Origin of the sequence: Comamonas serinivorans (assembly GCF_002158865.1) — a bacterium.
Lineage (GTDB): Bacteria > Pseudomonadota > Gammaproteobacteria > Burkholderiales > Burkholderiaceae_C > Comamonas_E > Comamonas_E serinivorans.
This window is the reverse complement of record NZ_CP021455.1, coordinates 3727256-3749903: the sequence shown is the minus strand read 5'-3', so window position 1 is coordinate 3749903 and position 22648 is coordinate 3727256. Positions and strand designations below refer to the sequence as shown.

At 69.1% G+C, this 22648-nt stretch carries 17 protein-coding genes and 1 riboswitch; of the genes, 9 read left to right on the top strand and 8 right to left on the bottom strand.

Annotation, left to right across the window (positions count from 1 at the left end; translation table 11 throughout):
- The first annotated feature begins 168 nt into the window (after positions 1-168).
- From CCO03_RS15990 to CCO03_RS15975, 4 genes are all read left to right on the top strand, one after another.
- Complete coding sequence (locus tag CCO03_RS15990; RefSeq protein ID WP_087282645.1) at positions 169-1509, top strand: threonine ammonia-lyase; 1341 nt, start codon at positions 169-171, stop codon at positions 1507-1509.
- A 625-nt stretch (positions 1510-2134) separates the two neighbouring features.
- Positions 2135-2893 (top strand): class I SAM-dependent methyltransferase, encoded by a 759-nt coding sequence (locus CCO03_RS15985; RefSeq protein ID WP_087282644.1) that lies wholly within the window; start codon positions 2135-2137, stop codon positions 2891-2893.
- A 707-nt stretch (positions 2894-3600) separates the two neighbouring features.
- Positions 3601-5166: an acyl-CoA synthetase gene (locus CCO03_RS15980; RefSeq protein WP_205690416.1), complete on the top strand. Its 1566-nt coding sequence runs from the start codon at positions 3601-3603 to the stop codon at positions 5164-5166.
- Between the two features lie 296 nt (positions 5167-5462).
- Positions 5463-6383, top strand: coding sequence for a hypothetical protein (locus CCO03_RS15975; protein WP_087282639.1), 921 nt, complete (start codon positions 5463-5465; stop codon positions 6381-6383).
- A 195-nt stretch (positions 6384-6578) separates the two neighbouring features.
- On the opposite strand, the gene CCO03_RS15970 is transcribed toward CCO03_RS15975, so the two are convergent.
- Entirely contained in the window at positions 6579-7415 is an 837-nt protein-coding gene (locus CCO03_RS15970) for an NAD-dependent protein deacetylase (RefSeq protein WP_087284822.1), read from the bottom strand.
- A gap of 296 nt (positions 7416-7711) precedes the next feature.
- On the opposite strand from CCO03_RS15970, the gene CCO03_RS15965 reads away from it, so the two are divergent.
- Positions 7712-8164, top strand: a complete 453-nt coding sequence (locus CCO03_RS15965) for a YchJ family protein (protein ID WP_169717483.1) — start codon at positions 7712-7714, stop codon at positions 8162-8164.
- 320 nt (positions 8165-8484) lie between these two features.
- Here the strand turns inward: CCO03_RS15965 and CCO03_RS15960 are convergent, their stop codons facing one another.
- The 4 genes from CCO03_RS15960 to CCO03_RS15945 all read right to left on the bottom strand — a co-directional run bounded on the left by CCO03_RS15960 (position 8485) and on the right by CCO03_RS15945 (position 14570).
- On the bottom strand, positions 8485-10434 hold the full coding sequence (locus CCO03_RS15960; RefSeq protein WP_157667733.1) for a sensor histidine kinase: 1950 nt from the start codon (positions 10432-10434) through the stop codon (positions 8485-8487).
- 107 nt (positions 10435-10541) lie between these two features.
- Entirely contained in the window at positions 10542-11243 is a 702-nt protein-coding gene (locus tag CCO03_RS15955) for a LuxR C-terminal-related transcriptional regulator (protein ID WP_087284818.1), read from the bottom strand.
- A gap of 461 nt (positions 11244-11704) precedes the next feature.
- Positions 11705-12568 carry an HpcH/HpaI aldolase/citrate lyase family protein gene (locus tag CCO03_RS15950; protein WP_087282636.1) on the bottom strand — a complete coding sequence of 288 codons (864 nt, stop codon included), beginning with the start codon at positions 12566-12568 and terminating at the stop codon, positions 11705-11707.
- Positions 12569-12662: 94 nt separating this feature from the next.
- Positions 12663-14570 carry a pertactin-like passenger domain-containing protein gene (locus tag CCO03_RS15945; RefSeq protein WP_205690322.1) on the bottom strand — a complete coding sequence of 636 codons (1908 nt, stop codon included), beginning with the start codon at positions 14568-14570 and terminating at the stop codon, positions 12663-12665.
- Positions 14571-14657: 87 nt separating this feature from the next.
- Here CCO03_RS15945 and CCO03_RS15940 point away from each other — a divergent pair, with 87 nt between their 5' ends.
- The 3 genes from CCO03_RS15940 to CCO03_RS15930 all read left to right on the top strand — a co-directional run bounded on the left by CCO03_RS15940 (position 14658) and on the right by CCO03_RS15930 (position 17697).
- Positions 14658-15392: a DUF4197 domain-containing protein gene (locus CCO03_RS15940; RefSeq protein WP_087282632.1), complete on the top strand. Its 735-nt coding sequence runs from the start codon at positions 14658-14660 to the stop codon at positions 15390-15392.
- A 148-nt stretch (positions 15393-15540) separates the two neighbouring features.
- Entirely contained in the window at positions 15541-16230 is a 690-nt protein-coding gene (locus tag CCO03_RS15935) for an HAD family hydrolase (protein ID WP_087282630.1), read from the top strand.
- Between the two features lie 477 nt (positions 16231-16707).
- Positions 16708-17697, top strand: coding sequence for a tripartite tricarboxylate transporter substrate binding protein (locus tag CCO03_RS15930; protein WP_157667732.1), 990 nt, complete (start codon positions 16708-16710; stop codon positions 17695-17697).
- Between the two features lie 293 nt (positions 17698-17990).
- Here the strand turns inward: CCO03_RS15930 and CCO03_RS15925 are convergent, their stop codons facing one another.
- Together CCO03_RS15925 and CCO03_RS15920 are read right to left on the bottom strand one after the other, a co-directional pair.
- Complete coding sequence (locus CCO03_RS15925; protein ID WP_087282626.1) at positions 17991-18434, bottom strand: acyl-CoA thioesterase; 444 nt, start codon at positions 18432-18434, stop codon at positions 17991-17993.
- A 166-nt stretch (positions 18435-18600) separates the two neighbouring features.
- Complete coding sequence (locus CCO03_RS15920) at positions 18601-18990, bottom strand: nuclear transport factor 2 family protein (RefSeq protein WP_236903891.1); 390 nt, start codon at positions 18988-18990, stop codon at positions 18601-18603.
- Between the two features lie 136 nt (positions 18991-19126).
- Positions 19127-19237, top strand: a riboswitch (TPP riboswitch).
- Positions 19238-19372: 135 nt separating this feature from the next.
- Between CCO03_RS15920 and thiC the strand changes: the two genes are divergently transcribed.
- Positions 19373-21322: a phosphomethylpyrimidine synthase ThiC gene (gene thiC, locus CCO03_RS15915; RefSeq protein ID WP_087282623.1), complete on the top strand. Its 1950-nt coding sequence runs from the start codon at positions 19373-19375 to the stop codon at positions 21320-21322.
- 173 nt (positions 21323-21495) lie between these two features.
- On the opposite strand, the gene CCO03_RS15910 is transcribed toward thiC, so the two are convergent.
- On the bottom strand, positions 21496-22647 hold the full coding sequence (locus CCO03_RS15910; protein WP_087282621.1) for a trypsin-like peptidase domain-containing protein: 1152 nt from the start codon (positions 22645-22647) through the stop codon (positions 21496-21498).
- Between the last annotated feature and the right edge of the window lies 1 nt (position 22648).

Sequence of the window (22648 nt, the reverse complement as noted above, 5' to 3'; positions counted from 1 at the left end):
CGCTTCGGCGTGGCGCGATTGAGCAGCAGGCCGTTCAGGGTTGGCGGGATGCATCAAGATGTTGGAGTATGTGCCCGTTGTCGTTTTCATTTCATCGACGAGTGGCGTATACCCCATAAGATGAGTGATACTTGATCGGACGCGGGGCCAAGCACCGACAATGGCCCCATGATCACGCCAGCCGACATCCACGCTGCGGCGCAGCGCCTGCAGGGCCAGGTGCAGCGCACGCCTTGTTTGCATTCGCAAACCCTGTCCCGGGTCACCGGGGCGCAGGTTTACCTCAAGTTCGAGAACCTGCAGTTCACGGCTTCGTTCAAGGAACGGGGGGCGCTCAACAAGCTCACCGCGGTCATGGACGAGGCGCGGGCCAGCGGCCAGACCGTGGCCGGCGTCATCGCCATGAGCGCCGGCAACCATGCGCAGGGCGTGGCCTACCACGCGCAGCGTCTGGGCTTGCGGGCCGTCATCGTGATGCCCCGTTTCACGCCCGGCGTGAAGGTGGCCGCCACCGAGGGCTTCGGGGCCGAGGTGGTGCTGTTCGGGGACACGCTGGAGGCGGCCCGCAGCCACGCCCGCGAGCTGGCGGTTCAGCAGGGTTTGGTGTTCATCCACCCCTACGACGACGACGCCATCATGGCCGGCCAGGGCACGGTGGCGCTCGAGATGCTGGCCGATCAGCCCGACATCGACACCCTGATCGTGCCCGTGGGCGGCGGCGGCTTGCTGGCCGGCATGGCGACCGCCGCCCGCTCGCTGCAGCGTGGCCAGGCCTCAGCGGCCGACGCGAGCCTGGGGGCCGACGCCGGGCCGCCCCAAGGCGGTACCAGCCCCCTCGGGGGACGCCCGGTTCAGGGGCCGCGAACCACGCGCAGCGGGGAGCGTGGGGGCCTCCTGATCTTTGGCGTCCAGACCGAGCGCTTCCCTGGCATGGTCAACGCCGTGACCGGCAGCCACCACCCGCAAGGGGCCAGCACCATCGCCGAAGGCATTGCCGTGGGCTCGCCGGGCGAGCGGTGCGCGGCCGTCATCCGGGAGCAGGTGGACGAGCTGCTGCTGGTCGACGAAGGCGACATCGAGCACGCCATCATCATGCTGCTGGAGATCGAGAAGACGCTGGTGGAGGGCGCGGGTGCCGCGGGCATGGCCGCCCTGCTGCGCCACAAGGACAAGTTTGCGGGACGCAAGGTGGGGCTGGTGCTGTCGGGCGGCAACATCGACCCCATGCTGCTGGCGGCCATCATCGACCGCGGCATGGTGCAGTCGGGCCGGCTGGTGCGCCTGGTGGTGGGGGCGCGCGACGTGCCGGGCTCGCTGGCACAGGTCACGCAGGCCGTGGCCGACGCCGGCGCGAACGTGCAGGAGGTGCACCACCAGCGCGCCTTCACGCTGCTGGCGGCGCAGCATGTCGAGATCGAGCTGGTGCTGCAGACGCGCGGGCCGCGCCACGTCCGCGACGTCATCACCGCGCTGCAGGACCGCGGCTTCAGCGTGCGCAAGCTGGACTGAGCGGCGCGGCAGCCTTCGCCGGAGCGGATGGACCGGCCACCCGCATCCACGGAGGGCCAGCGGCCGCGCACCGAGGGGCGGCATGCGCGGCCCACGCCATGTCTGAATTGGCGTGGTGGCCGACATCAACACCCCTGGGACGTTCCCATTCAGAAGGCCGGCCGGACTCGCCTCGGCTCAGGCGTTCGCCTCCGAGCAGGCACCCGCAGCGGAGAGGCACTTGCGGGCCACTCACGGCGCTCAATGCACACGAACTCCGGGATGGACGGCCACGCGCGGGGCACGCCTCAGCCGAGACGGCAGGAGCTGGACAGCCATGCTGTGGATTAGCGCCGAGGTCCCTCAGGTCAGGGCCACGCGCGCATCGGCAAGCCGCCAAGGGTTGGCGCATCGCGCGAAGCCCACGGTCAAGGCCGCGTGCGTATCAGCAAGCCGAACGACCCGCTTCGCGGCGGCCGCTTGAAGCCCGGCACCCATGCGAGCCTGCGTGAAACGCACGCGACCCTGCGTGGCAGGCCCAAATGCCTGCGCTGACCGGCGCCTCCGGTGCCCATGCGGGTTCGTGGTAACTTGCCGGGCTGCCGATGGCCGCTGCGGCTTGTCTCCTCACCCCGTTTTCTCTGCCATGAACCAGCCTTCCTCTGCCCCTGTGCACACCCCGCACCAGCCCTTGTCCGACTACTACGAGGGCGAAGCAGAGCGCGCTGCTTTCCTGCACGAGATCTTCAACACCACGGCGCCCGACTACGACCGCGTGGAGGCCATGCTCGCCTTCGGCACCGGCCCCAGCTACCGCCACCGGGCGCTGCAGCGCGCGGGCCTGTGCGCCGGCATGCAGGTGCTGGACGTGGGCTTTGGCACCGGCCTGGTGGCCGCGCAGGCGATTCGCCTGACCGGCGACGCCAGCCGCGTGGTGGGCGTGGACCCCAGCCCCGGCATGATGCAGGCCAGCCCGCTGGCCGCGACCGTCCAGCTGCTCGAAGGCAAGGCCGAGGCGCTGCCCGTGGGCGACGCCAGCCAGGACTTCGTGAGCATGGGCTACGCCTTGCGCCACGTCAGCGACGTGCAGGCGGCGTTTGCCGAGTTCTTCCGCGTGCTGCGTCCCGGCGGCCGCGTCTGCGTGCTCGAGATCACGCCGGCCGAAGGCCGCATGGCCAACGCCATGCTGAAGTTCTACATGCGCAGCATCGTGCCGTTTGCGTCCAGGATGCGGGGCGTCAAGACCAACACCCCCAAGATCTGGCGCTACTACTGGGACAGCATCGAAGCCTGCGCGCCGCCGGCGCGCATCCTGGACACGCTGCGTTCCGTCGGCTTCACCGAGGTCAAGCGCCACACCGAGCTGGGCATCTTCAGCGAGTACACGGCGACCAAGCCCGCCTGAGTGCGGCGCCGCCCCCGGCGTCGGGGGGCTGACTGCCGAGGGTTCTGGCCAGGGGCCCGCCCTGCTGGTTTGCACGATTGTTCATGGGCAGTATGGATGCCTTGCCGATTCATCTTGAACGGTGGTGGGTGAATACTGCATGGCACTCAAGCTGTCCGCGACGACGCACAACGGGCGCCGCGCCCAGCACGATGGTCATGAGCCACCCCATGACGTCGTTGCCGGGCTTGATGGCGCGAGCGATCAGGCCGACGACGCATCGGCCCATCACAGGCAGACCGCATGCGTCGCAGGCGAGGCCCCCCGCCATGCGCGCCCGACCGGGCTGGCCGCGGCGACGGGTTCGCCAAGCGCCCATGCATGGCCCCGGCACGGCGAAGTCAGGCTTCACCCAGGCAGGAATCCGGCGTTCGCGACCTGGGACAAACCCGGGGTGGCGATGCGGCCCAACGCAGTCGGACGCCCGCTCCATGCGTGCCATCAAGCCGCGCAATGGCGAAACTTAGAGTGGTATCTAATCACTGCCGTTGACCTTGCAACGGGGCCGGCCGGATACCCGATGCCGTGTCAAAACCGCCCGCGTGCCGCCCTGCCTGAGTGCGGTGCGGACCGCCGCGCGCCGGCCTAGCTTGCGCGACAGCGGCCGTCGCGGCTTGCCGCTACCGTTGTGCGCACAACCATTGCACTGACAAGGAGACAACGTGAGCATGTACCTGACCCTGGCCATCCACAAAGGCTTGCGCGAAAAACCCGGCTCCGTGGCCATCACCTGCGGCGACCAGACGCGCACCTATGGCCAGTTGGCTGACCGTGTGGCACGGCTGGCCGGCGCGCTGCAAAAACTGGGTCTGCAGCCCGAAGGACGGGTGGGCATGCTGTCGATCAACTCGATTCCCTATGTCGAGTTCTTCTATGGCACCTGGTGGGCGGGCGGCGTCATCAACCCCTGCAACATCCGCTGGAGCCCGCAGGAGGTCGCCTATTCGCTCGACGACTGCGACACCCAGATCCTGCTGGTGGACGACATGTTCGCGCCCATGGTGCCCAAGCTGCGCGAGCTGTCGACCTCGCTCAAGACCGTGATCCACTGCGGCAGCGGCCCCACGCCCGACGGCATGCTGGCCTATGAGGACCTGGTGGCGCAGGCCCAGCCCGTGGAAGACGCCTACCGCAAGGGCGACGACCTCGCGGCCATCATGTACACCGGTGGCACCACGGGCAAGCCCAAGGGCGTGATGCTGAGCCACCTCAACCTGGGCATCAGCGGCCTGTCCACCTCGACCATGGCGCCGCGCGAGGCGCGCAACGGCGACTCCATCGGCATCATCGCGCCGCCCATGTTCCACGTGGCCGCCTGCGGCGTCACCATCCTGGTGATGGCCAAGCTGCTGCCCATCGTCGTGATCCCATACTTCGACGAGGTCATGCTGATGACGGCCATCCAGAAGCACGGCGCCAACGACATGTTCCTGGTGCCCACCATGATCAAGCGCCTGATCGAGCACCCGCGCTTTGCCGAGTTCGACCTCTCCAGCCTCACGCTGGTGTCGTATGGCGCCTCGCCCATGGACGCGACCCTGCTCGAGCAGGCCATGCAGGCCTTCCCCAACGCGCGCTTCTCGCAGGCCTACGGCATGACCGAGCTGTCGCCCACCATCACCGTGCTGCCGCCGCAGGACCACCTGCCCGGCGCCGACCCCACGCGCATGCTGCGCTCGGCCGGCCGCACGGCGCCGATTGCCGAGGTGCGCATCGTCGACGGTGACGACAACGAGGTGCCGACCGGCACCGTGGGCGAAATCTGCGCGCGCGGGCCCATGGTCATGCAGGGCTACTGGAACAAGCCCAAGGAAACCGCAGATGCCTTGCGCGGCGGCTGGATGCACACGGGCGACATGGGCTACATGGACGAGGCCGGCTACCTGTTCGTGGTCGACCGCCTCAAGGACATGATCGTCACCGGGGGCGAGAACGTGTACTCGGCCGAGGTCGAGAACGCCATTGCGCAGCTGCCGCAGGTGTTCATGAGCGCCGTGATCGGGGTGCCCGACGAGAAATGGGGCGAGCGCGTGCACGCGGTGATCCAGCTGCGCGAGGGGGCCGAGCTGACCGAGGCCGAGGTGATTGCCCACTGCAAGGGCCTGATCGCCGGTTACAAGTGCCCGCGCAGCGTCGCGTTTCAGGACACCCTGCCCATGTCGGCGGCCGGCAAGCTGCAGAAGTTCCAGCTGCGCGCTCCGCACTGGGAAGGTCGCTCGCGCAACGTGAGCTGATCGGACGCGGCCTGCTCGCTCCGGCAGGCCCTGCCAGGCGACGTGCCGCCCCCAGGGCTGCTCGGGTCCAGCCTCGTTTGGCGTCTGGGCCCGGCGTCAGCCCGCGCTTGAACCGACATACGGCCAACGCCCGGTGCCTGGCCGCGGGCCTCGGCCCGGCCTGCAGGTCGCGGCCTCGCTGCCAAATCGGTTGGGGTTGACATGGAACACATCCTGCCAGAGGGGAAACGGCCAGGTTTGATGCCAAAGGATACATAATTCATCCTTTTAAACGTTACTTGAGGATGGGGGTCCGCATGAACTGGCAAATGGGCAAGGTCGTGGCTGCGCTGTGCGTGGCGTGGTGTGGGGTGGCACAAGCGGCGCCGCTTGTGCTGGCGGATCCTTACGTCAAGGCCGGTGTCTCTGACCTGTACGGCACGCTGGGGTCGAATGGCAGCACCTCACCGGGCATCCTGTTCGATCCGACGGGTACCTCGACTTACGGTGTCAACGACTTCCTCACGCCCGGCAGCGAATTCGAAGGGTTCTACCTGACGGCGGACGGGGCGAACTGGGGCAGCAACAACAGCGGGACACTCGACAACATCAACAGCCCCTTCACCCTGACGGCCCTGTCGCCCACCCAGGTGCGCGCGGACTCGACCACGGCCGATGGGGTGTTGTCGATCCGTCACCAGTACACGCTGGGCCGCGTGGGCACGCGGTCCGAGATCACGATCCAGACCACGCTGACCAACCGCTCGGGCACGGCGGTGACCAACCTGAAGGCCTTGCGCACGCTGGACCCGGATCCGGACGTCAACACCTATGGCGACTACGACACGGTCAACACCCTGCCTTCGGCAACGCGTGCTTGCGCCGAAGGCGCCTCTACCGGCCAGACGATCTGCCTCACCACGGCCAGCGCCAGCTACAGTCCCCGTGCAGGCATTGGCCCTGATGCGCCATGGCCGACTTCACCAGATGCCTTTTTGGCTGGGCTGAATGCAGGCAATGGCGACAACACCATCGGCCTGGCCTTCAACATCGGCACGCTGGCGCCCGGCGCCAGCGTGGTGCTGAACTACTCCTATATCCTGTCCGAAACCCTAGATGGCGCCGGCGGCGGTGCGGTGGCCAAGCCCGTGCCGGGTCTCGCGCCGTGGGGCCTGGCCATGCTGGCAGGTGGCCTGGCCTTCGTGGGCAGCCGGCGCAAAAAGGCCCGCCAGGCTTGAATCTGGGAGGGCGTCCGCCTCTCAAGCCATGGCCCGCTTTGGCGGGCTTTTTCATGCCGGTGGCGGTGCGATCGGCCATGGACCTGGTTCGGTTCGCCGGGCCTGGGGGGTGATGCTTGCGGCGGTGCATTTGCCGCGCATGCGCCGCGTGGTTGCCGCAGGCCATCGCCGGGGCTCAGGGGGCTCAGCAGCGCGTCACCGCGTCAGGGCCGCTTGCAGCGCCTGCAGGGCGGGTGCACAGGCCGCGTGCAGCTTGGCGTCGAACAGGCCGTCGGCCCGCGTGGTGCCCAGGTTGATGGCCGCGATGGCCATGCGGGGCGCGCGGGCCTGCGCGGCGTGCACAAAGCGCAGGCCCGAGTACACCATCAGCGAGCTGCCGACCACGAGCAGCGCCTCGCAGCCGCGCAGCGCCGCCATGGCGCGGTCCACGCGCTCGCGCGGCACGTTGTCGCCATAGAACACCACGTCGGGCTTGATCACGCCGCCGCAGTGCGGGCAGGCGGGCACGGTGAAGCGCGAGAAGTCGACGCCGCTGAGGTCGGCGTCGCCATCGGGCGCCACGGGCGCCTGCAGGTGGTGCCAGCTGCCATTGGCCGCCAGCAGCTCGGCCTGGAAGGCGGCGCGAGGACTGCGGCGGCCACAGCCCATGCAGACGGTGGTGTCGAGCCGACCATGCAGGTCGATCACGGCCTGGCTGCCGGCCGCCTGATGCAGGCCGTCCACGTTCTGGGTGATGACCACGCCGACCTGGCCCGCCGCCTCGAGGCGTGCCAGCGCCTGGTGGGCGGCGTTGGGGCGGGCCTGGCGGAACACCGGCCAGCCGATCAGGCTGCGGGCCCAGTAGCGCTGGCGGGTGGCGGCATGGGCCATGAAATCCTGGTGGTGGATGGGGGCCGCGCGTTTCCAGGCGCCCTGGGCATCGCGGTAGTCGGGAATGCCGCTGGCGGTGGACAGGCCGGCGCCCGAGAGCACGGCCCAGGGTTGGCGCGGCGCCAGGCAGGCGAGCAGCGCGTCCAGTTCATGGAGGGGCAGGGTGTTGCCCGCGGCAGCGTCCTCGGGGGCGGGCCCGTGTGTGCGGGCGTGTGGGACGGTGCGGCCACCTCGGGCGCGCTCAGGGCAGGTGCAGGCGTCATGGCCGTGATGATGGCGCAGCTTGCGGCAGGCTGCCCGCGTGCAGCGGCGTGGCCTGGGGCGGCCCGGTGTACGGGACAATCACGGGTTTGGCCGGCCGTGCAGCGCGCCGCCTGGCGTGCCGGTGCTCCTTGGCGTTCCGGCAACCGGCCACCAGTCACCTTCCATGCCGGACCTGCGGGTCCATCGCTTTCCTCATGACCGAATTCACCCGTCCCCTGGCCGATGCGCCGTGCCCGTGCGGCGCCGTGTCGGCGTCGCGCAAGCCCCTGGCCTACGGCGCCTGCTGCGGCCGCTTCGTCGACCACCTGGACAGCGCGCCCGCGCCCGACGCCGAGGCCTTGATGCGCTCGCGCTACACGGCGTTCGTGGCAGGCCGCGCGCCCTACCTGCTGGCCACCTGGTATCCCGGCACGCGGCCGGGTTCGCTCGAGCTGGATGCCGGCATCAAGTGGCTGGGCCTGAACGTCAAGCGCACGGTGCCCGCGCTGGACGGCGACGCCGACCGCGCGGAGGTGGAGTTCGTGGCGCGCTACCGCCACGCCGGCCGTGGGGTGCGCCTGCACGAGCGCAGCCGCTTCGTGCGCGAATCGGGGCGCTGGTTCTACGTCGATGGCGATGACCTGACCGTGGATGGTGAATCGGATTGACGCAGTATGGGTTGGTTACCGTTCAAGATGAAACGGGAATAGGCCGATACTGTGTGGAGGGTGAGGGAGTCGTTGCGCTTTGGGCGCCTGGCCGACTTCGGCGGGCCCAGCATGCAGCCGTTGTCGTCGCACAGCCCGCGCCTGCCGCAGCGGGCCGTCACCGAGCCCAGCGGCTGGTCGCCGGCAACCAGATATCGACGTTCGCCGATGCGTGCGTTCCTTGAGCCGGTGCAGCCCACGCCTGGTGGTGGCTGGCTTCAGCGATAGCGCTGCCGCTGAAGTCGCTCAGGGGCAGTTCACCCCTGGGCCGGTTGCAGCGTTCACACCGGTTCAGGCGCTCGAGTCGGCGCGCTGGCCTCGGGCGCCGGGGTGGCACCAGCCGAGCGTGCAGCCGTGGCGGGCCAGTCGGCAGGCGGAAGCAGGGGCACGCTCACACACACCTGGGTGCCGCACACGCCCGAGGTGAGGTCCAGCGTGCCGCCAATGCGCGCGGCCCGTGCTGCCATGCTGCGCATGCCCACGCTTTGGCCGGCCTCGCGCACGGCCACCACGTCAAACCCCACGCCATCGTCTTCGATGCACAGCTGCAGGCCCTGCGGCTGCAAGGCGGTGCAGTGCACGCGCACGTGGCGGGCCTGGCTGTGCTTGATGACGTTGGACAGGCATTCTTCGACGATGCGCGTGAGCGCCAGGCACTGCAATACGCTGGGCTGGCCGCCCAGGTCCTGCCACTGCGAGGGCACCTGCCAGCTCGAGGTGACGTCCAGCTCGTCGAAGATGCGCGTGAAGCGGTGGCGCAGCGGAGCCAGCCACTGCACGGGGCTGGCGGGCACGGTGGCGCCGGCGCTGGAGCCCTGGTCGATCACCTGGCGCAGGTCATCGCGCAAGGACTTGAGCAGCGAGAGCGTGCGCGCGTTGTTCACGGGCTGCGGCGATTGCTCGACCAGGGCCATGCCACGCACCAGGCTGGCGCCCAGGCCGTCGTGCAGGTCGTGCGCGATCTGCATGCGTTCTTGCAGCTTGGCGTGGTTCAGCGCCTGGGTGTGAGCCGTGGCCAGCGCCTCGGTCAGCTCGGCCCGGGCGTGGGCCACGCGGTCTTTCAGCACGCGGTTGAACCGCTCCACCGTCGTCATCTGCTGGGCCAGTTGAGCGCCCAGCAACAGCGTCATCAAGGCCACGGTGAGCACGCCACACAGCGCTGCCCAGCTGCGGGCCACCTGCCAGTTGCTCTGCAGGATGAGCACGTCGTGCAAGGCCACCCCCATGAACATCAGCCAGCAGCAGGCGAGCAGCATGTGCGCGAGCTGGCGCGAGCCCTGGCGGGGAAACCAAGCATGCCGCTGGAACAGCAGCCCATTGACCAGGAACACCGCGATGGCGCCCTGCCACACGCTGGTCATGCGCCAGCCGGTCGAGGCCGGCATGGGCATCAGCAACACCAGCGCACCCAACGCCGCCAGCCCCCACAGCACCCGCTCGGCGCGCGGCCAGCGCAGGCCGCCGATGCGCAGGCTCATCTTGCAGGCACACACCACAAAACCCATCAAGGCCAGCAGGCTGGCCTGCGACCGGGACACCGAATTGGAAAACGGCCACATGGTGGTGGCCAGGAAGGTGGACAGGTAGGCGAGCCAGCTCAGCGACATGAGGGCAAACCACCCGTGCGCCTGCTCGCCACGGCGCAGGCACCAGACGACACCGAACAGCACCACGGCCAAGGCGGACAGCACCGCGTTGATCTGATAGAGCGTGCGTTGGCGCCACAGGCTGTTGCCGTACGCATCGGCCACCACCTCGGGCGCCCCCAGGCGCAGCGCCCCCATGCCGGGCGACAGCGCGCGATGCCCCACGACACGGATCCAGATGGCATTGGTGCCGGGCCCGATGCTGGACTCGGGCAGCCACCACCAGCGCGGCACGTTCCAGCTGCGCGACAAAGGCTCGGTCAGCGAGGCATCGCGCCACAGCAGGTCCTCGTTGATGTAGACCTCGCCCGCGACACTGAGGCCGTCAACGCCCAAGCCCATCAGTGCGGCGGACGGGGCGGTGCCGGGTTGGCAGTGCCGCTGCCAGGTGATGCGGTACCACGCCGAACCCTCGTGCTGAGGCCAGCGCCGCGCCCATTGGTCGGGCAATGTGACGGGCACCCAGCCGTGCTCGGGCCGGCTGCCATCGGTGGTGGGCGCAGCCTCGGTGGCCAGCACCTGCACCGTGCAGGCGCCACCGGCCAGCGGCGAGGTCTCGATGGCATGGCCCGGGCCCCTGGGCAAGGGCTGGGCCTGCGCGCCTGGCCAGGCCAGGCACAGCCACAAGCCCAGCCACCACCACACCCGATGCCCAAGCCCAAGCCCTCGCCACCGCCGGCCAAGTCCTGAACTCACAGCACCCCCCGCGTGCGTGCCTCACGCACCGCGTTCACGCGCGACGACACGGCCAGCTTGCGGTAGATGCGCTTGACGTGGCTTTCGATGGTGTAGCGGGACAGGCTCAGCTGCTCGGCGATTTCCCGGTTGGACAGGCCGTCGGCCACCAGGCCCAAGATCTGCAGCTCGCGATCGGTCAGGGCCTCGTCAAGCGACGTGGCCCTGGCTGCGGGATCGGCCTGGGTGGGCTGGCCCGGCAGCAGCTCCAGGATGCGACGGGCGATGAAGGGGTCGATGGGCGCGCCGCCGCGCAGCACGCTGCGGATGGACAGCATGACCTCGAAGTCGTCGCGCTCCTTGAGCACATAGCCCGTGGCGCCGGCGCGCAAGGCCCCCAGGATGGCTTCTTCCGAGCTCCAGGCCGACACCACCAGGATGCCCAGGCCCGGGTCGTCGGCCCGCAGCTGCGCGATCAGCGCCTGGCCATTGCCATCGGGCAGGGCCAGGTCGATCAGCGCCAGGGCAATGGGCATGCTGGCCAGGCAGGCGCGGGCGTCGGCCAGGGTGGCGGCGAACTGCAGGGCGTCCGCGGCGTAGCCCAGGTCCATCAGCACCCGGCGCAGCCGATGCTGCAGCACGGGTTCGTCTTCCACCACCAGCACCGGGGCAGGCAGGACGGATTCGGTCGGCAGACCAGGCAGGGTGGAGGCGGGCATGTGCATGTCGGTCGCCATCCTAGGTCAGCAGGGCGGGGGCGCCTATCCCTGAAATCAGTGAATGTGGAACGGGCGCAGGGCGCAGGGGATGCACGCAGCCGCGGAGGTCCCGCGCGTCGCTGACTTTGCACGACAGGATCACCTGACTCCGGGCAGGCCCGCCACCGCTGCGCGCTGCTGCGGCCATGCGCCAGACGGTGGCCATGCTGCCTCGGCGGGCGGCTTGATCGTTGAAACGCGACAAGGCGCAGGCCTCGCCGCTCAGGGCGTCGATTCAGGGTGGTTGATGCTGGATGGCAGTATCACTGCATTTCCGTTATCCATTGAACGGCTATGCAGGCATACTCATGCCAAGTCAGATGCACACGCCAAGGCAATCACACCAACCCGCAGGGTGACGGGGCGGATGGACCGGGCTGAGCCTCGCGCGCGCAGGCGCTTGCGGCCGCAGGGGCGCCGCCTCAGCGGGTGGCGGCCAGCACGCGGTGCGCGATCTCCAGGTGCAGGCGCTCCACCATCTCGCCGTCGATCTGGATGGCGCCCTTGCTCGCGTTTTCGGGCTGGTTGAACGCGGCCACCACGGCCTGGGCCCACTGCACCTGGGCGTCGCTGGGGGCAAAGCTGGCGTTGGCGGGCGCCACCTGCGAGGGGTGGATCAGCGTCTTGCCGTCAAAGCCCATGTCGCGGCCCTGACGGGCTTCGGCCGCAAAGCCCTCGGTGTCCGAAAAGTCGTTGTAGACGCCGTCGAGCACGGCAAGGTGCTGGGCCTTGGCGTGGATGAGCACCGTGGCCAGCCAGGGCAGCAGGTAGCGCCGGCCTTCGCCCATGCTGGTGCCGGTCAGGCGGGCGATGTCGTTGGTGCCGATGACCACGGCGGCCAGTGGGTAGCTGCCGTTGTCCACAGCCAGCAGCTGCGCGACCTGGGCAATGCCGATCGGCGTCTCCACCATCACCCAGACCTGGGTGCTGGTCGGCAGGCCGGCCTGCTGCAGGGCTTGGCGCAGCGCGGCCAGCTGAGCGTGGCTTTCGTATTTGGGCAGCAGCACGGCGCGGGGCGTGCAGCCGCGCAGCGCCTGCAGGTCGGCCGACTGGCTGGCGGCGTCGCCATTCACGCGCACCACGAGCTGGGCGGTGGGCACCGTGCCGCCTTGCAGCACGGCAGCGGTGTTGGCGCGGGCGGTGTCCTTGCGGTCGGGGGCCACGGCGTCTTCCAGGTCGATCACGTACACGTCGGCGGCCAGCGTGCCGAGCTTGTGCAGCGCGCGCTCTTTGTCGCCGGGTACGTAGAGGACGGAGCGCAGGGCGGTGGTAGCGGTGGAGGTCATGGAGGAGGCAGTGGGGTGTTGAACAGGGCGTGACCAGTGCCCCGGTCCGCCGCACGGGGGCGACGGTAGCACGCCCGTGCGGCCGCCTCGGCGCTCAGGCGTCCGCCGTGCGACGGGCGCGCTGCCGGCCGGCCCGCGCCACACCCGCGGCCAGCAGCGCCGCCAGGCCGGCCAGGGCCCAGGGCGCATCCACCGGCACGGGCACGGCCCGCGCCGTGGGTGGCACGACGACGGCGGTGGAGCGCAGGTACCAGCTGCCGTCGCCGTCCTGCACCAGGGTGTAGTCGAAACCCCCTTGCGTCAGCGGGCTGGCCAGCACAAAGGCGTCGGCCGCCGAGGCGCCATGGACCTTGACCACCAGGATGCCCTTGCCTTCGGTCAGCGCACCCGGTCCTTGCGGCGTGATCTGCAGCGTGGTGGGGCCGCTGCCCAGTGCGGCCGAATCGACCTCGAGCACGTCCGACTGCGAGGCCGCGTCGCCGGCGTTGAGCACGGTGTCGAGCTGCAGCACGCCGCCACTGGTGTAGGGGCCGGCGACCTGCAGCAGGTTGCTCGGCGCCGCGTTGGAGCGAGTCAGGCTGATGACGCCGGTGTCTTGGTGCGTGACCGCACCCGTCAGCACGAGCGGATTCACCTGCGACGCATCGACCACGGCCTGGCTGGCCACCGTCAATTGGCTGAAGGCCGAGTTGGCCGTCACGTTCCACAGCGCACGGGTGCCCAGGTTGAGGGCGAGCTGCCCGCCACTGGCGAGCTGGCTGGCGCCGGTGTAGGTGCCGCCCTCGGCGGTGAACGCCCAATTCGTGGTGGCATCGGCCTGCCACAGCCAGGGCGCGGTGACGGTGGCCGTGTTCAGCGTGACCGGGGTGGAGGCCCCCAGCAGCGCAAAGGCCGTGCCGTCGGCACCGGTGGCGCTGAGCTGCGCACCGGGGGCCGCGCTCAAGCGGGCGGCCCCCGTCATTTGCACAGCGATGCCTTGTTCGCCATTGGCCTGCAGGGACGCGGGTGCATCGATGGCCACGTCGGCTGCGGGGCCCAGGCGCACCGCCGCTGCACGCTGGGTCAAGGTTGGCGAAGCGGGTGGCGGTGGGTCGATGTAGGGCGCCCCATTTGCCGTCAACGTCGCCCCGCCATTGAGGCGCATCACGCTGGAGGCAATGAGGGCGGCGCCACCATTGGCCAGCGTGGTCAGCCGCGTGGGGCCGGTCACGGCAAAGGACGTGGCAACCGCCTCCTGGCGGACCGCAGCATGGAGTGGCGCCGTTCGGGCATACATCGTCGCCTGTTGCTCGACGTTCAAGGCCCCGTCAATGCTCACCGTGCCGCCACCAGCCTGATAAAAGCCGATGCGCGTGCCGCCCAGGCTGGTGATGGTCACATCGCCCCTGTAGTTGGACGTGCCGCCGTTGTGGCGGATGCCATCGCGCGTGTTGTTGGCATTGCTGGGCGCTGCGGCATCGCTGCGCACGGTGGTGGTGCCATGCACGGTCAGTGAGCCTGCGGCCTGTTCGATGGCGGCGGCGTTGTTGAACTCGCTGGCCATGCTGGTCTGCGTGGGCGTGGGCTTGTAGACGGTCAGGTTCTGCAGGAACTCGGCCGTGCCTCGGTTGAACAGGCCGCGGGTGTTGTTGCCGTTGCTGTCGTGGAGGGTCACGTTGCCCTGCGCCTGCAGCGTGCCTGTGGTGGTCAGGTCAAACACGCCGTTGCTGGCGCCACCGTTGCGCCAGGCCACGACGTCGGGCGCCGTCAAGGTCACGGTGCCGCCCGTGGCTGTCAGCGATTGGCCGGCGATGGGGGCCCCGCCACCGCCCGTCAACCCCATGGTGGTGACGGCGCTGTTGCACGTGCTGGTGGCCGCAATGGTGTTGTTGGCCGACAGCGTGCAGGCCTGGGCGAACACCGTGGGGGCCTGCAGGCCCAGGGCTGCCGAGCAGGCCAGCAGGCGGAGGGGGAAGGTCGTCGAAGGGGGCATGGGCGTGACGGACGGAGGCCAGGCGATCAAGCCCGGCGGGTGAAAGGGCAGGCGAAGCGGCCATTGTTGAATGGCCCACCCATAATGGGCGCCATGAAGGCTCAGAAATCCTCACACATGGTCACACATTCCCCCACTTTGTCACGCCGCCAGCTGCAGCGCTGGCTGCTGGCGGGGGCCGCCGGCGGCCTGTCGCTGAACTGGGCAGCCCTGGCGCAGGCCCAGGCCAGCGCGCTGGCGTCGCTGACCAACGCCGATGCCTCGGCCGGGGTGAAGGCCTTGCTGACCCAGGGTGCGGGTGCGGCGATCGACCTGCTGGGCCAGAGCGGCGGGTACCTGAACAACCCGCTGGTGCGCATTGCCTTGCCCAGCCAGCTGAACCAGGCGGCCAAGCTGATGCGCCAGTTCGGCCTGGGCGCACAGGTCGATGGCATCGAAACCGCCATGAACAGCGCGGCCGAGCAGGCCGTGCCCCAGGGCAAGGACGTGCTGCTGGGCGCCATCCAGGGCATGAGCGTGAGCGACGCCAAAGGCATCCTGACCGGCGGCGACACCTCGGTCACCGACTTCTTTTCGAGCAAGACGCGCGGCGGGCTCACCGAGCGCTTCACGCCCATCGTGCAGCAGACCACCAACCAGGTCGCGCTGGTGCAGAAGTACGACCAGCTGGCCGGCACGGCGGCGCGCTATGGCCTGCTGCGGCAGCAGGACGCCAACCTGGCCGGCTACGTCACGGGCAAGACGGTGGATGGCCTCTACACCGTCATCGGCCAGCAAGAGCGCGCGCTGCGCCAGGACCCCGTGAGCGCGGGCAGCGCCTTGCTGACGCGCGTGTTGGGTGGTTTGAAGTGAAGTATGCGGCGGTACCCGTTTGTTTGAAAATGGCCATCCGCTGATACTGCCTCATCTTTCCTTGGCTTGTTTTCGTTCGCTGGCGGGCGGCTGTGCCCGCTGGCCCCGTGGCGCCTGGGGTGGCGCCTTTTGTTGCCTGGCCTGAACCATGTCTGCCTCTCCCTTGTTCCGTGTGCGTGCCGTGCTCTTCGATTGCGACGGTGTCCTGGTCGACAGCGAACCCATCACCAACGGCGTGTTGCGCGACATGCTGGCCGAACGCGGCTGGGCCATGAGCGCCGACGAATGCCTGCGCCGCTTTGTCGGCAAGACCGTGCGCAGCCAGGCGGCCCTGATCGAAGCCCACACGGGGCAGCCCTTCACCGAAGACTGGCTGCAGGCCTTTTACGTGCGCCGCAATGCGCGGCTGGCGGCCGAGCTGCAGCCCATCGACGGTGCCGTGGCGACCGTGCAGGCCGTGCATGCCCGGGTCGGCGGGCGCATCGCCTGTGCCTCGGGCGCGGACCTGGCCAAGGTGCAGATGCAGCTGGCGCAGGTGGGGTTGGCGGCGCTGTTTGGCGCCCATGTCTTCAGCGGCCACGACCTGCCGCGCAGCAAGCCCTTTCCCGATGTCTACCTGAAGGCCGCCGATGCGCTGGCCACGCCGCCCGCCGATTGCCTGGTGGTGGAAGACACCGTCACCGGTGTGCAGGCCGGGGTGGCGGCGGGGGCGACGGTGGTGGGGTTTGCGCCGGCCGGCCAGGCGGCTGTGCACACCGAGGTGCAGGCCCTGCGCGAGGCCGGCGCCGCGCACATCATCACGCACATGCGGGAGCTGCCGGGCCTGATTCGGGTGTGATATTGGGTCCCAGTATGATGGACTTCTCGATGAAAAGATGGTTCACCTGATTGAATACTGCCCCCTGATTGAGCTCTGCTGAACCTTCCTGCCAGGACGCAGCCTGTCCGCCTGCGGCAAGTGGCCGTTCCGCGGCGGGGTTCGGAGGCGCGCAGGCTGGCCTGAGCCGCCCCGGCCGTTGCTGGCGCGCACGGGCCAAGCGGTTGCGATGCGCTCAGGCACCCGCCGAAGGCGATCGGCCAAGGGGCAGGGCGGGTTTCCAGGCATGGAGCGCCGGCGTGAAGTGGCGACGCGTTTCAGGGTGACGCAGGCGTTGCCCGGCCCGATGCGGACTTTGCCGAGGTGCGCCGGCATGCGATCGCGCATGGCGCCTGGGTGTCAGTTCGCCGCAGGCGCAGTCCGTATATTGCGGCGCGTCGCTCGCGTGAAACGCTCGCATGCACGTGAAGCCGATCCCACTTTGGAGGAGAGATGCCCATGTCCCGTTTGAATGCTTCCGTGGCGCGTCGCGCCCTGTGTGCCGCGCTGGCCCTGGCCGGCTTGGGGCTGTCGGCGCCAGCGCTGGCCGAGGCCAAGTTCCCCACCAAGCCGGTGACGCTGTACGTGCCGTTTCCGCCCGGCAGCGCCACCGATTCCATGATGCGCGCGCTGGGGCCGGTGATGAGCAAGTCGCTGGGCCAGCCCGTGGTGATCGACAACCGGCCCGGCGCGGCCGGCACCCTGGCGGCGGCGATGATGGCGCAGTCCAAGCAGCCCGACGGCTACCAGCTGGCCGTGGCGCCGGCCACGCTGTTCAAGGTGCCGCACATGCAGAAGGTGCCCTATGACCCGATGAAGGACCTGACCTACATCGTCGCCTTCGCGTCGTACACCTATGGCCTGGTCGTGCCCGGCAATTCGCCCTGGAAGACGCTGAACGACTTCGTCTCGGGCGCCAAGGTCGCCACGCAGCCGCTGTCCATCGCGACCACAGGCTCGGGCAGTTCGGGCCACGCGGCCACCGTGCTGCTGGCGCGCCACACGGGCATCCAGCTGCAGTCGGTGCCGTTCAAGGGCGGCTCCGAGGTGCTGCAGGCCTTCGTCGGCGGCCACGTGCAAGGGGTGATCGACGGTGGCTGGGCGCAGAACGTGCGCCAGGGCAAGGGCCGGGCGCTGGTCACGTTCTCGGAAAAGCGCCTCATCCCCGACGTGCCCACGGCGCGCGAGCTGGGCATCGACGTGGTCACCTACAGCCCCATCGGCCTGGTGGGCCCCAAGGGCATGGACCCCAAGATCGTGCAGACGATTCAGGACGTCATCAAAGAGGCCATCCAGGATCCCAACTTCAAGAAGGCCCTGGAAACCTATGACCTTGGTGAAACCTACATGACCAGCGCCGAGTACCGCAAGGTGGCCGAGCGCCTGTGGGTGGACGAGAAGAAGAACCTGGAGATGCTGGGCCTGATCGGCGCCGACGCCCCCAAGTGAGCCGGACGCGCCAGGTCCAAGGCCCTGGCATGTTCACCGCGTCAAGGTCCGCTCAGCGGGCCTTTTTCAATGGGGTATGCGCCCATTCCCGTTGTTCAAAAAACGTGGATGGGGTCATACCCCATCGGTCTGTCTGCGGGGTGGCCTGCGGAGCTTGGCCTGATCGGCGCTCAACACGTCGAGCAGGGCACGGCGGTTTCGTGCGCGATGAGGTGCTGTGGGCGTTGTGTCGCGGACCGTGGGTGTCGGCCGCATGGCGTGGTCGACTGGATCGGCACGGATCGAAGGCGGGATCAGCGTGGCGCCGGCTCGTGCTCAGGTCCGTCCGCTGGCGCGCGATGGCGCTCGAGGCGGTCGCGCGCCGCCTCCGACAGCGGACGCGAACGCTTGGTCTGCCCATCGACGAGCACGACCACGGACTGGCCATGGCCGCAGAGCTGGCCGTGCTGAAAAATGGCCTGCTCGAACGCGATGGAACTGCGGCCGACCTGGCCCACGCGGGTGGCGATCTGCACCTCGCCGGGCCAATGGATCTCGGCGCGGTAGTCGATGGCCAGGCGGGCCAGCACGAACGAGGTGCCGGCCTCGCTCAAGGCCAGTTCGGGCCGCTCGAGCACCTCGACGCGCGCCAGCTCCATGAAGGTGGCGAACACGGCGTTGTTGACGTGGCCCTGGCGGTCGGTGTCGTTGTAGCGGACCTTGTCGGTGGTCACGATGGGGAAGTCGGACGCTTGCATGGGCGCAGCATCCCACGGATGCCGGGCCGGCGTCTGTCGCCTGTGGCGAGACGCAGGGTGGCTGAAGCAGGCGCGGGCCAGGTCAGGCGATGCGGACCAGGGCTGGCGCTGGCCTTGGCCACCGCGCGCCGGCACGTGGCGGGCCGGCTGCCGAACCAGCGCGGCATCAGGCCACGTGGATGTTCTGGGGACCGAAGAAGGCGCGCATGGCCACGATGTCGCCGTCGGCATTGAAGCGGAAATGGTCGATGACGGACAAGGTGGTGTGCTTGCCATCGCGCGTGAAACTGAGCTTGAGGCCAAACGCCACCTCGTTGGCCACGGCGCGGGGTTCACCGTCGTGCACCACGGTCATGGGCGTGCTGGTCACACGCTGAAAGAAACCGCGTATGGCCTCGGTGCCACGGCGGGGCTCGCTGCCCACGGGGTCTTCCACGCAGGCATCGGCCGCAAACAAGGCCATGACGGCGTCGAGATCGCCCTGGTTCAAGGCTTGCACATAACGCTCTGCCACGGCGGTCATGTGCGCGGCGTTGGTGCTGGGGGTGTTCGACATGAAACGCTCCTGGGTGACGGGTTGGGTGATGGGGCGTGTTGATAGCACGGCGCGCCGCGTGGCCCCTGGCACCTGCAGCACACGCGAATACCCGCATGGACACGACGCGCGGGGGCGGGGGGTTGGGCCTACAATCGCCTTTGCTCCGGGGTGCACGAACATGGCGTGCTGAGACGGCGGACCTGACCGCCGGAACCGCGAACTTGATCTGGTTAGTACCAGCGTAAGAAGAGCTGCAGCCACAAGGCGTTCATGCCGTGGCGGACATCCACACCCGGCATCCGTGGTTCCCATGGCGCAGGGCAAGCATCTGGGTATCCGTCCATGCGTCATGCACACCGGGCGATGCGGGGCAATCCACTCACCCACAGGAGATGCCCGCATGAATGCCCCGAACACCCCCGATCAGTTGAGCCCGGCCGCCAAAGGCGGCCTGTCGCCAGAAGACTTTGCGGCCTCGCTGGCGCGCGCGCGCCAGCCGTTTCCGGCGTCGAGCCGGGCCTTCATCGAGGGCTCGCGCGCCGACCTGCGCGTGCCCGTGCGCGACGTGCAGCTGACCAACGGCGAGCGGGTCAGTCTGTACGACACCTCGGGCCCCTACGGTGACCCGACCCAGCAGCTGGACGTGCGCCAGGGCCTGCCGGCCCTGCGTGCGGCCTGGGTTGCCGAGCGGGCTGACACCGAGGCCTATGACGGCCGCATCGCCCAGTTGCTGGACGACGGCGGCAAGGGCGATCGCGACAACCCGCGCATCGCTGCGCTGCGCGCCGAGGCGCGTGGCCTGCAACGCCAGCCGCGGCGCGCCAGGTCCGGCGCCAACGTCACGCAGATGCACTACGCCAAGCGCGGCATCGTCACGCCCGAGATGGAGTTCGCCGCCCTGCGCGAAAACGGCCGCCGCGAGTGGATGGCCGCCTACCAGGGCCACGCCGAGCGCGAGCGCCGCCTGGCCGGCAACGCCATGGGGGCGGCCTTGCCCAAAGGCCCGATCACGCCCGAGTTCGTGCGTGACGAGATCGCGCGCGGCCGCGCCATCCTGCCGGTCAACATCAACCACCCCGAGGTGGAGCCCATGATGATCGGCCGCAACTTCCTCGTGAAGGTGAACGCCAACATCGGCAACAGCGCCGTCACGTCGAGCATCGAGGAAGAGGTGGAAAAGCTGGTCTGGTCCACGCGCTGGGGCGCGGACACGGTGATGGACCTGTCCACCGGCAAGCACATCCACACCACGCGCGACTGGATCGTGCGCAACAGCCCCGTGCCCATCGGCACGGTGCCGATCTACCAGGCGCTTGAAAAGGTGGGCGGTGTGGCCGAGGACCTGACCTGGGCCATCTTCCGCGACACGCTGATCGAGCAGGCCGAGCAGGGCGTGGACTACTTCACCATCCACGCCGGCGTGCGCCTGCCCTTCATCCACCTCACGGCCGACCGCGTCACCGGCATCGTCAGCCGGGGCGGCTCCATCATGGCCAAGTGGTGCATGGCGCACCACCGCGAGAGCTTCATCTACGAGCACTTCGAAGACATCTGCGACATCCTCAAGCAGTACGACGTCAGCTTCTCGCTGGGGGACGGCTTGCGCCCCGGCTCGGGCGCAGACGCCAACGACGAGGCCCAGTTCGCCGAGCTGAAAACCCTGGGCGAGCTGACCCAGGTGGCCTGGAAGCACGACGTGCAGACCATCATCGAAGGCCCGGGCCACGTGCCCATGCACATGATCCAGGCCAACATGGACGAGCAGCTCAAGGCCTGCCACGAGGCGCCGTTCTACACGCTGGGCCCGCTGACCATCGACATCGCGCCCGGCTACGACCACATCGCCAGCGCCATCGGCGCCGCCATGATCGGCTGGATGGGCACGGCCATGCTGTGCTACGTGACGCCCAAGGAGCACCTGGGCCTGCCCGACCGCGAGGACGTGAAGCAGGGCCTGATCGCCTACAAGATTGCTGCCCACGCCGCCGACGTGGCCAAGGGCCACCCCGGTGCCCGCCTGCGCGACCAGGCCATCAGCAAGGCCCGCTTCGAGTTCCGCTGGCAGGACCAGTTCAACCTGGGCCTGGACCCGGAAACCGCCGCCGCCTTCCACGACGAAACCCTGCCCAAGGACAGCAGCAAGGAAGCGCACTTCTGCAGCATGTGCGGGCCCAAGTTCTGCTCGATGAAGATCACCCAGGAGGTGCGCGAATTCGCCGCCGCCCAGGGCGTGAGCGCCGAGCAGGGCCTGGCGGCCGGCATGCAGGCCAAGGCCCAGGAGTTCAACCGCGCGGGCGGCGAGCTTTACATCCCCATCCACACGCGGACCAGCGACACCACGGCGCGTTGACAGCCTGCGCAGGCCGCCACGGCTGGCCTGCCAGGGCTGGCCTGTGCGTTGGCGCACCCGCGTGCAGGCGTGAAGCCCTTCTGGCTGGTGCTCTGGTCGAGGTGAGTGTTTTGAAGGAGTATGGTGTCACGTCCGTTTTTTCACCAACGGCAGTGGGTGCATACTCCTGCTAATCAGCGCTGACGCGTTCGCTGCTGCGAGGGGCGCACGTTGGGCGTCACCTCCAGCGTCAGCGCCTGTCCGCGCCGGATCAGCTGGAAGGCCACGGGTGCGCCGGGCTGCAGCTGCGACACCCGCGTGAGCAGCTCGGCCGAGTTGCGCACGGCCTGGTCGCCGATCTGGGTGATCACGTCGCCCGGCAGCAGGCCGGCGCGGGCGGCGGGGCCGTTCTGCAGCACGCCGGTGACGATGACGCCCGCGTTCACGTTGGCGCCAAAGGTCTGGGCCAGCTGGGGCGTCAGGTCGCTGGGTTCGATGCCGATCCAGCCGCGGGTCACGCGGCCGTCGCGCACGATGGCGTTGAGCACGGTGCGCGCCGTGGCCGAGGGGATGGCGAAGCCGATGCCCATGCTGCCGCCCGAGCGCGAGTAGATGGCGGTGTTGATGCCCAGCAGGGCGCCGTCGATGTTGACCAGCGCGCCGCCCGAGTTGCCGGGGTTGATGGCGGCGTCGGTCTGGATGAAGTTCTCGTACGTGTTGATGCCCAGCTGGTTGCGGCCCAACGCGCTAACGATGCCGCTGGTCACGGTCTGGCCAACGCCGAAGGGGTTGCCGATGGCCAGCACGCGGTCGCCGACCTCGGAGGCGTCGGAGTCGGCAAACGCCATCACGGGCAGGTTGGGCAGGTCGATCTTGAGCACGGCCAGGTCCGAATCGGGGTCGGTGCCCACGACCTTGGCGCGTGCGGCGCGCGCATCGGTGAGCACCACCTCGATTTCGTCCGCGCCTTCGATGACGTGGTTGTTGGTCAGCACATAGCCGTCGGCGCTGACGATGACGCCCGAACCCAGGCCGGCCTGGGGCTGCGCGTTCTGCTCACCGAAGAAGAAGCGGAACCACGGGTCGTTCATGTTCGGGTGGCGCGTGTTCTTGCTGGTGTTGATGCTGACCACGCTGGGTGCGGCCCGCTTCACGGCGTTGCGGAACGAGGCCGTGGGCGTGTCGCCCGGGGCGCTGGGGGGCGCCTCGATCACCGCGACGCCCGGGCTGGCGGGGAGCACGGCTTTGCCGGGTTTGAGCCACTGGGGCTGCAGGGTGGCGACCACGAAGTAGGCCGCCAGCAGCACGGTGACAACCTGGGCAAACAAAAGCCATACGCGTTTCATG

Bases quoted from the DNA above. Each gene is read 5' to 3' on its own strand.
- CCO03_RS15920 (WP_236903891.1), bottom strand. From the start codon at position 18,990: ATGTCGAACACCCCCAGCACCAACGCCGCGCACATGACCGCCGTGGCA.
- CCO03_RS15930 (WP_157667732.1), top strand. From the start codon at position 16,708: ATGTCCCGTTTGAATGCTTCCGTGGCGCGTCGCGCCCTGTGTGCCGCG.
- CCO03_RS15980 (WP_205690416.1), top strand. From the start codon at position 3,601: ATGTACCTGACCCTGGCCATCCACAAAGGCTTGCGCGAAAAACCCGGC.
- thiC (WP_087282623.1), top strand. From the start codon at position 19,373: ATGAATGCCCCGAACACCCCCGATCAGTTGAGCCCGGCCGCCAAAGGC.
- CCO03_RS15985 (WP_087282644.1), top strand. From the start codon at position 2,135: ATGAACCAGCCTTCCTCTGCCCCTGTGCACACCCCGCACCAGCCCTTG.
- CCO03_RS15965 (WP_169717483.1), top strand. From the start codon at position 7,712: ATGACCGAATTCACCCGTCCCCTGGCCGATGCGCCGTGCCCGTGCGGC.
- CCO03_RS15950 (WP_087282636.1), bottom strand. From the start codon at position 12,568: ATGACCTCCACCGCTACCACCGCCCTGCGCTCCGTCCTCTACGTACCC.
- CCO03_RS15935 (WP_087282630.1), top strand. From the start codon at position 15,541: ATGTCTGCCTCTCCCTTGTTCCGTGTGCGTGCCGTGCTCTTCGATTGC.
- CCO03_RS15955 (WP_087284818.1), bottom strand. From the start codon at position 11,243: ATGCCCGCCTCCACCCTGCCTGGTCTGCCGACCGAATCCGTCCTGCCT.
- CCO03_RS15940 (WP_087282632.1), top strand. From the start codon at position 14,658: ATGGTCACACATTCCCCCACTTTGTCACGCCGCCAGCTGCAGCGCTGG.
- CCO03_RS15990 (WP_087282645.1), top strand. From the start codon at position 169: ATGATCACGCCAGCCGACATCCACGCTGCGGCGCAGCGCCTGCAGGGC.
- CCO03_RS15925 (WP_087282626.1), bottom strand. From the start codon at position 18,434: ATGCAAGCGTCCGACTTCCCCATCGTGACCACCGACAAGGTCCGCTAC.
- CCO03_RS15910 (WP_087282621.1), bottom strand. From the start codon at position 22,647: ATGAAACGCGTATGGCTTTTGTTTGCCCAGGTTGTCACCGTGCTGCTG.
- CCO03_RS15975 (WP_087282639.1), top strand. From the start codon at position 5,463: ATGAACTGGCAAATGGGCAAGGTCGTGGCTGCGCTGTGCGTGGCGTGG.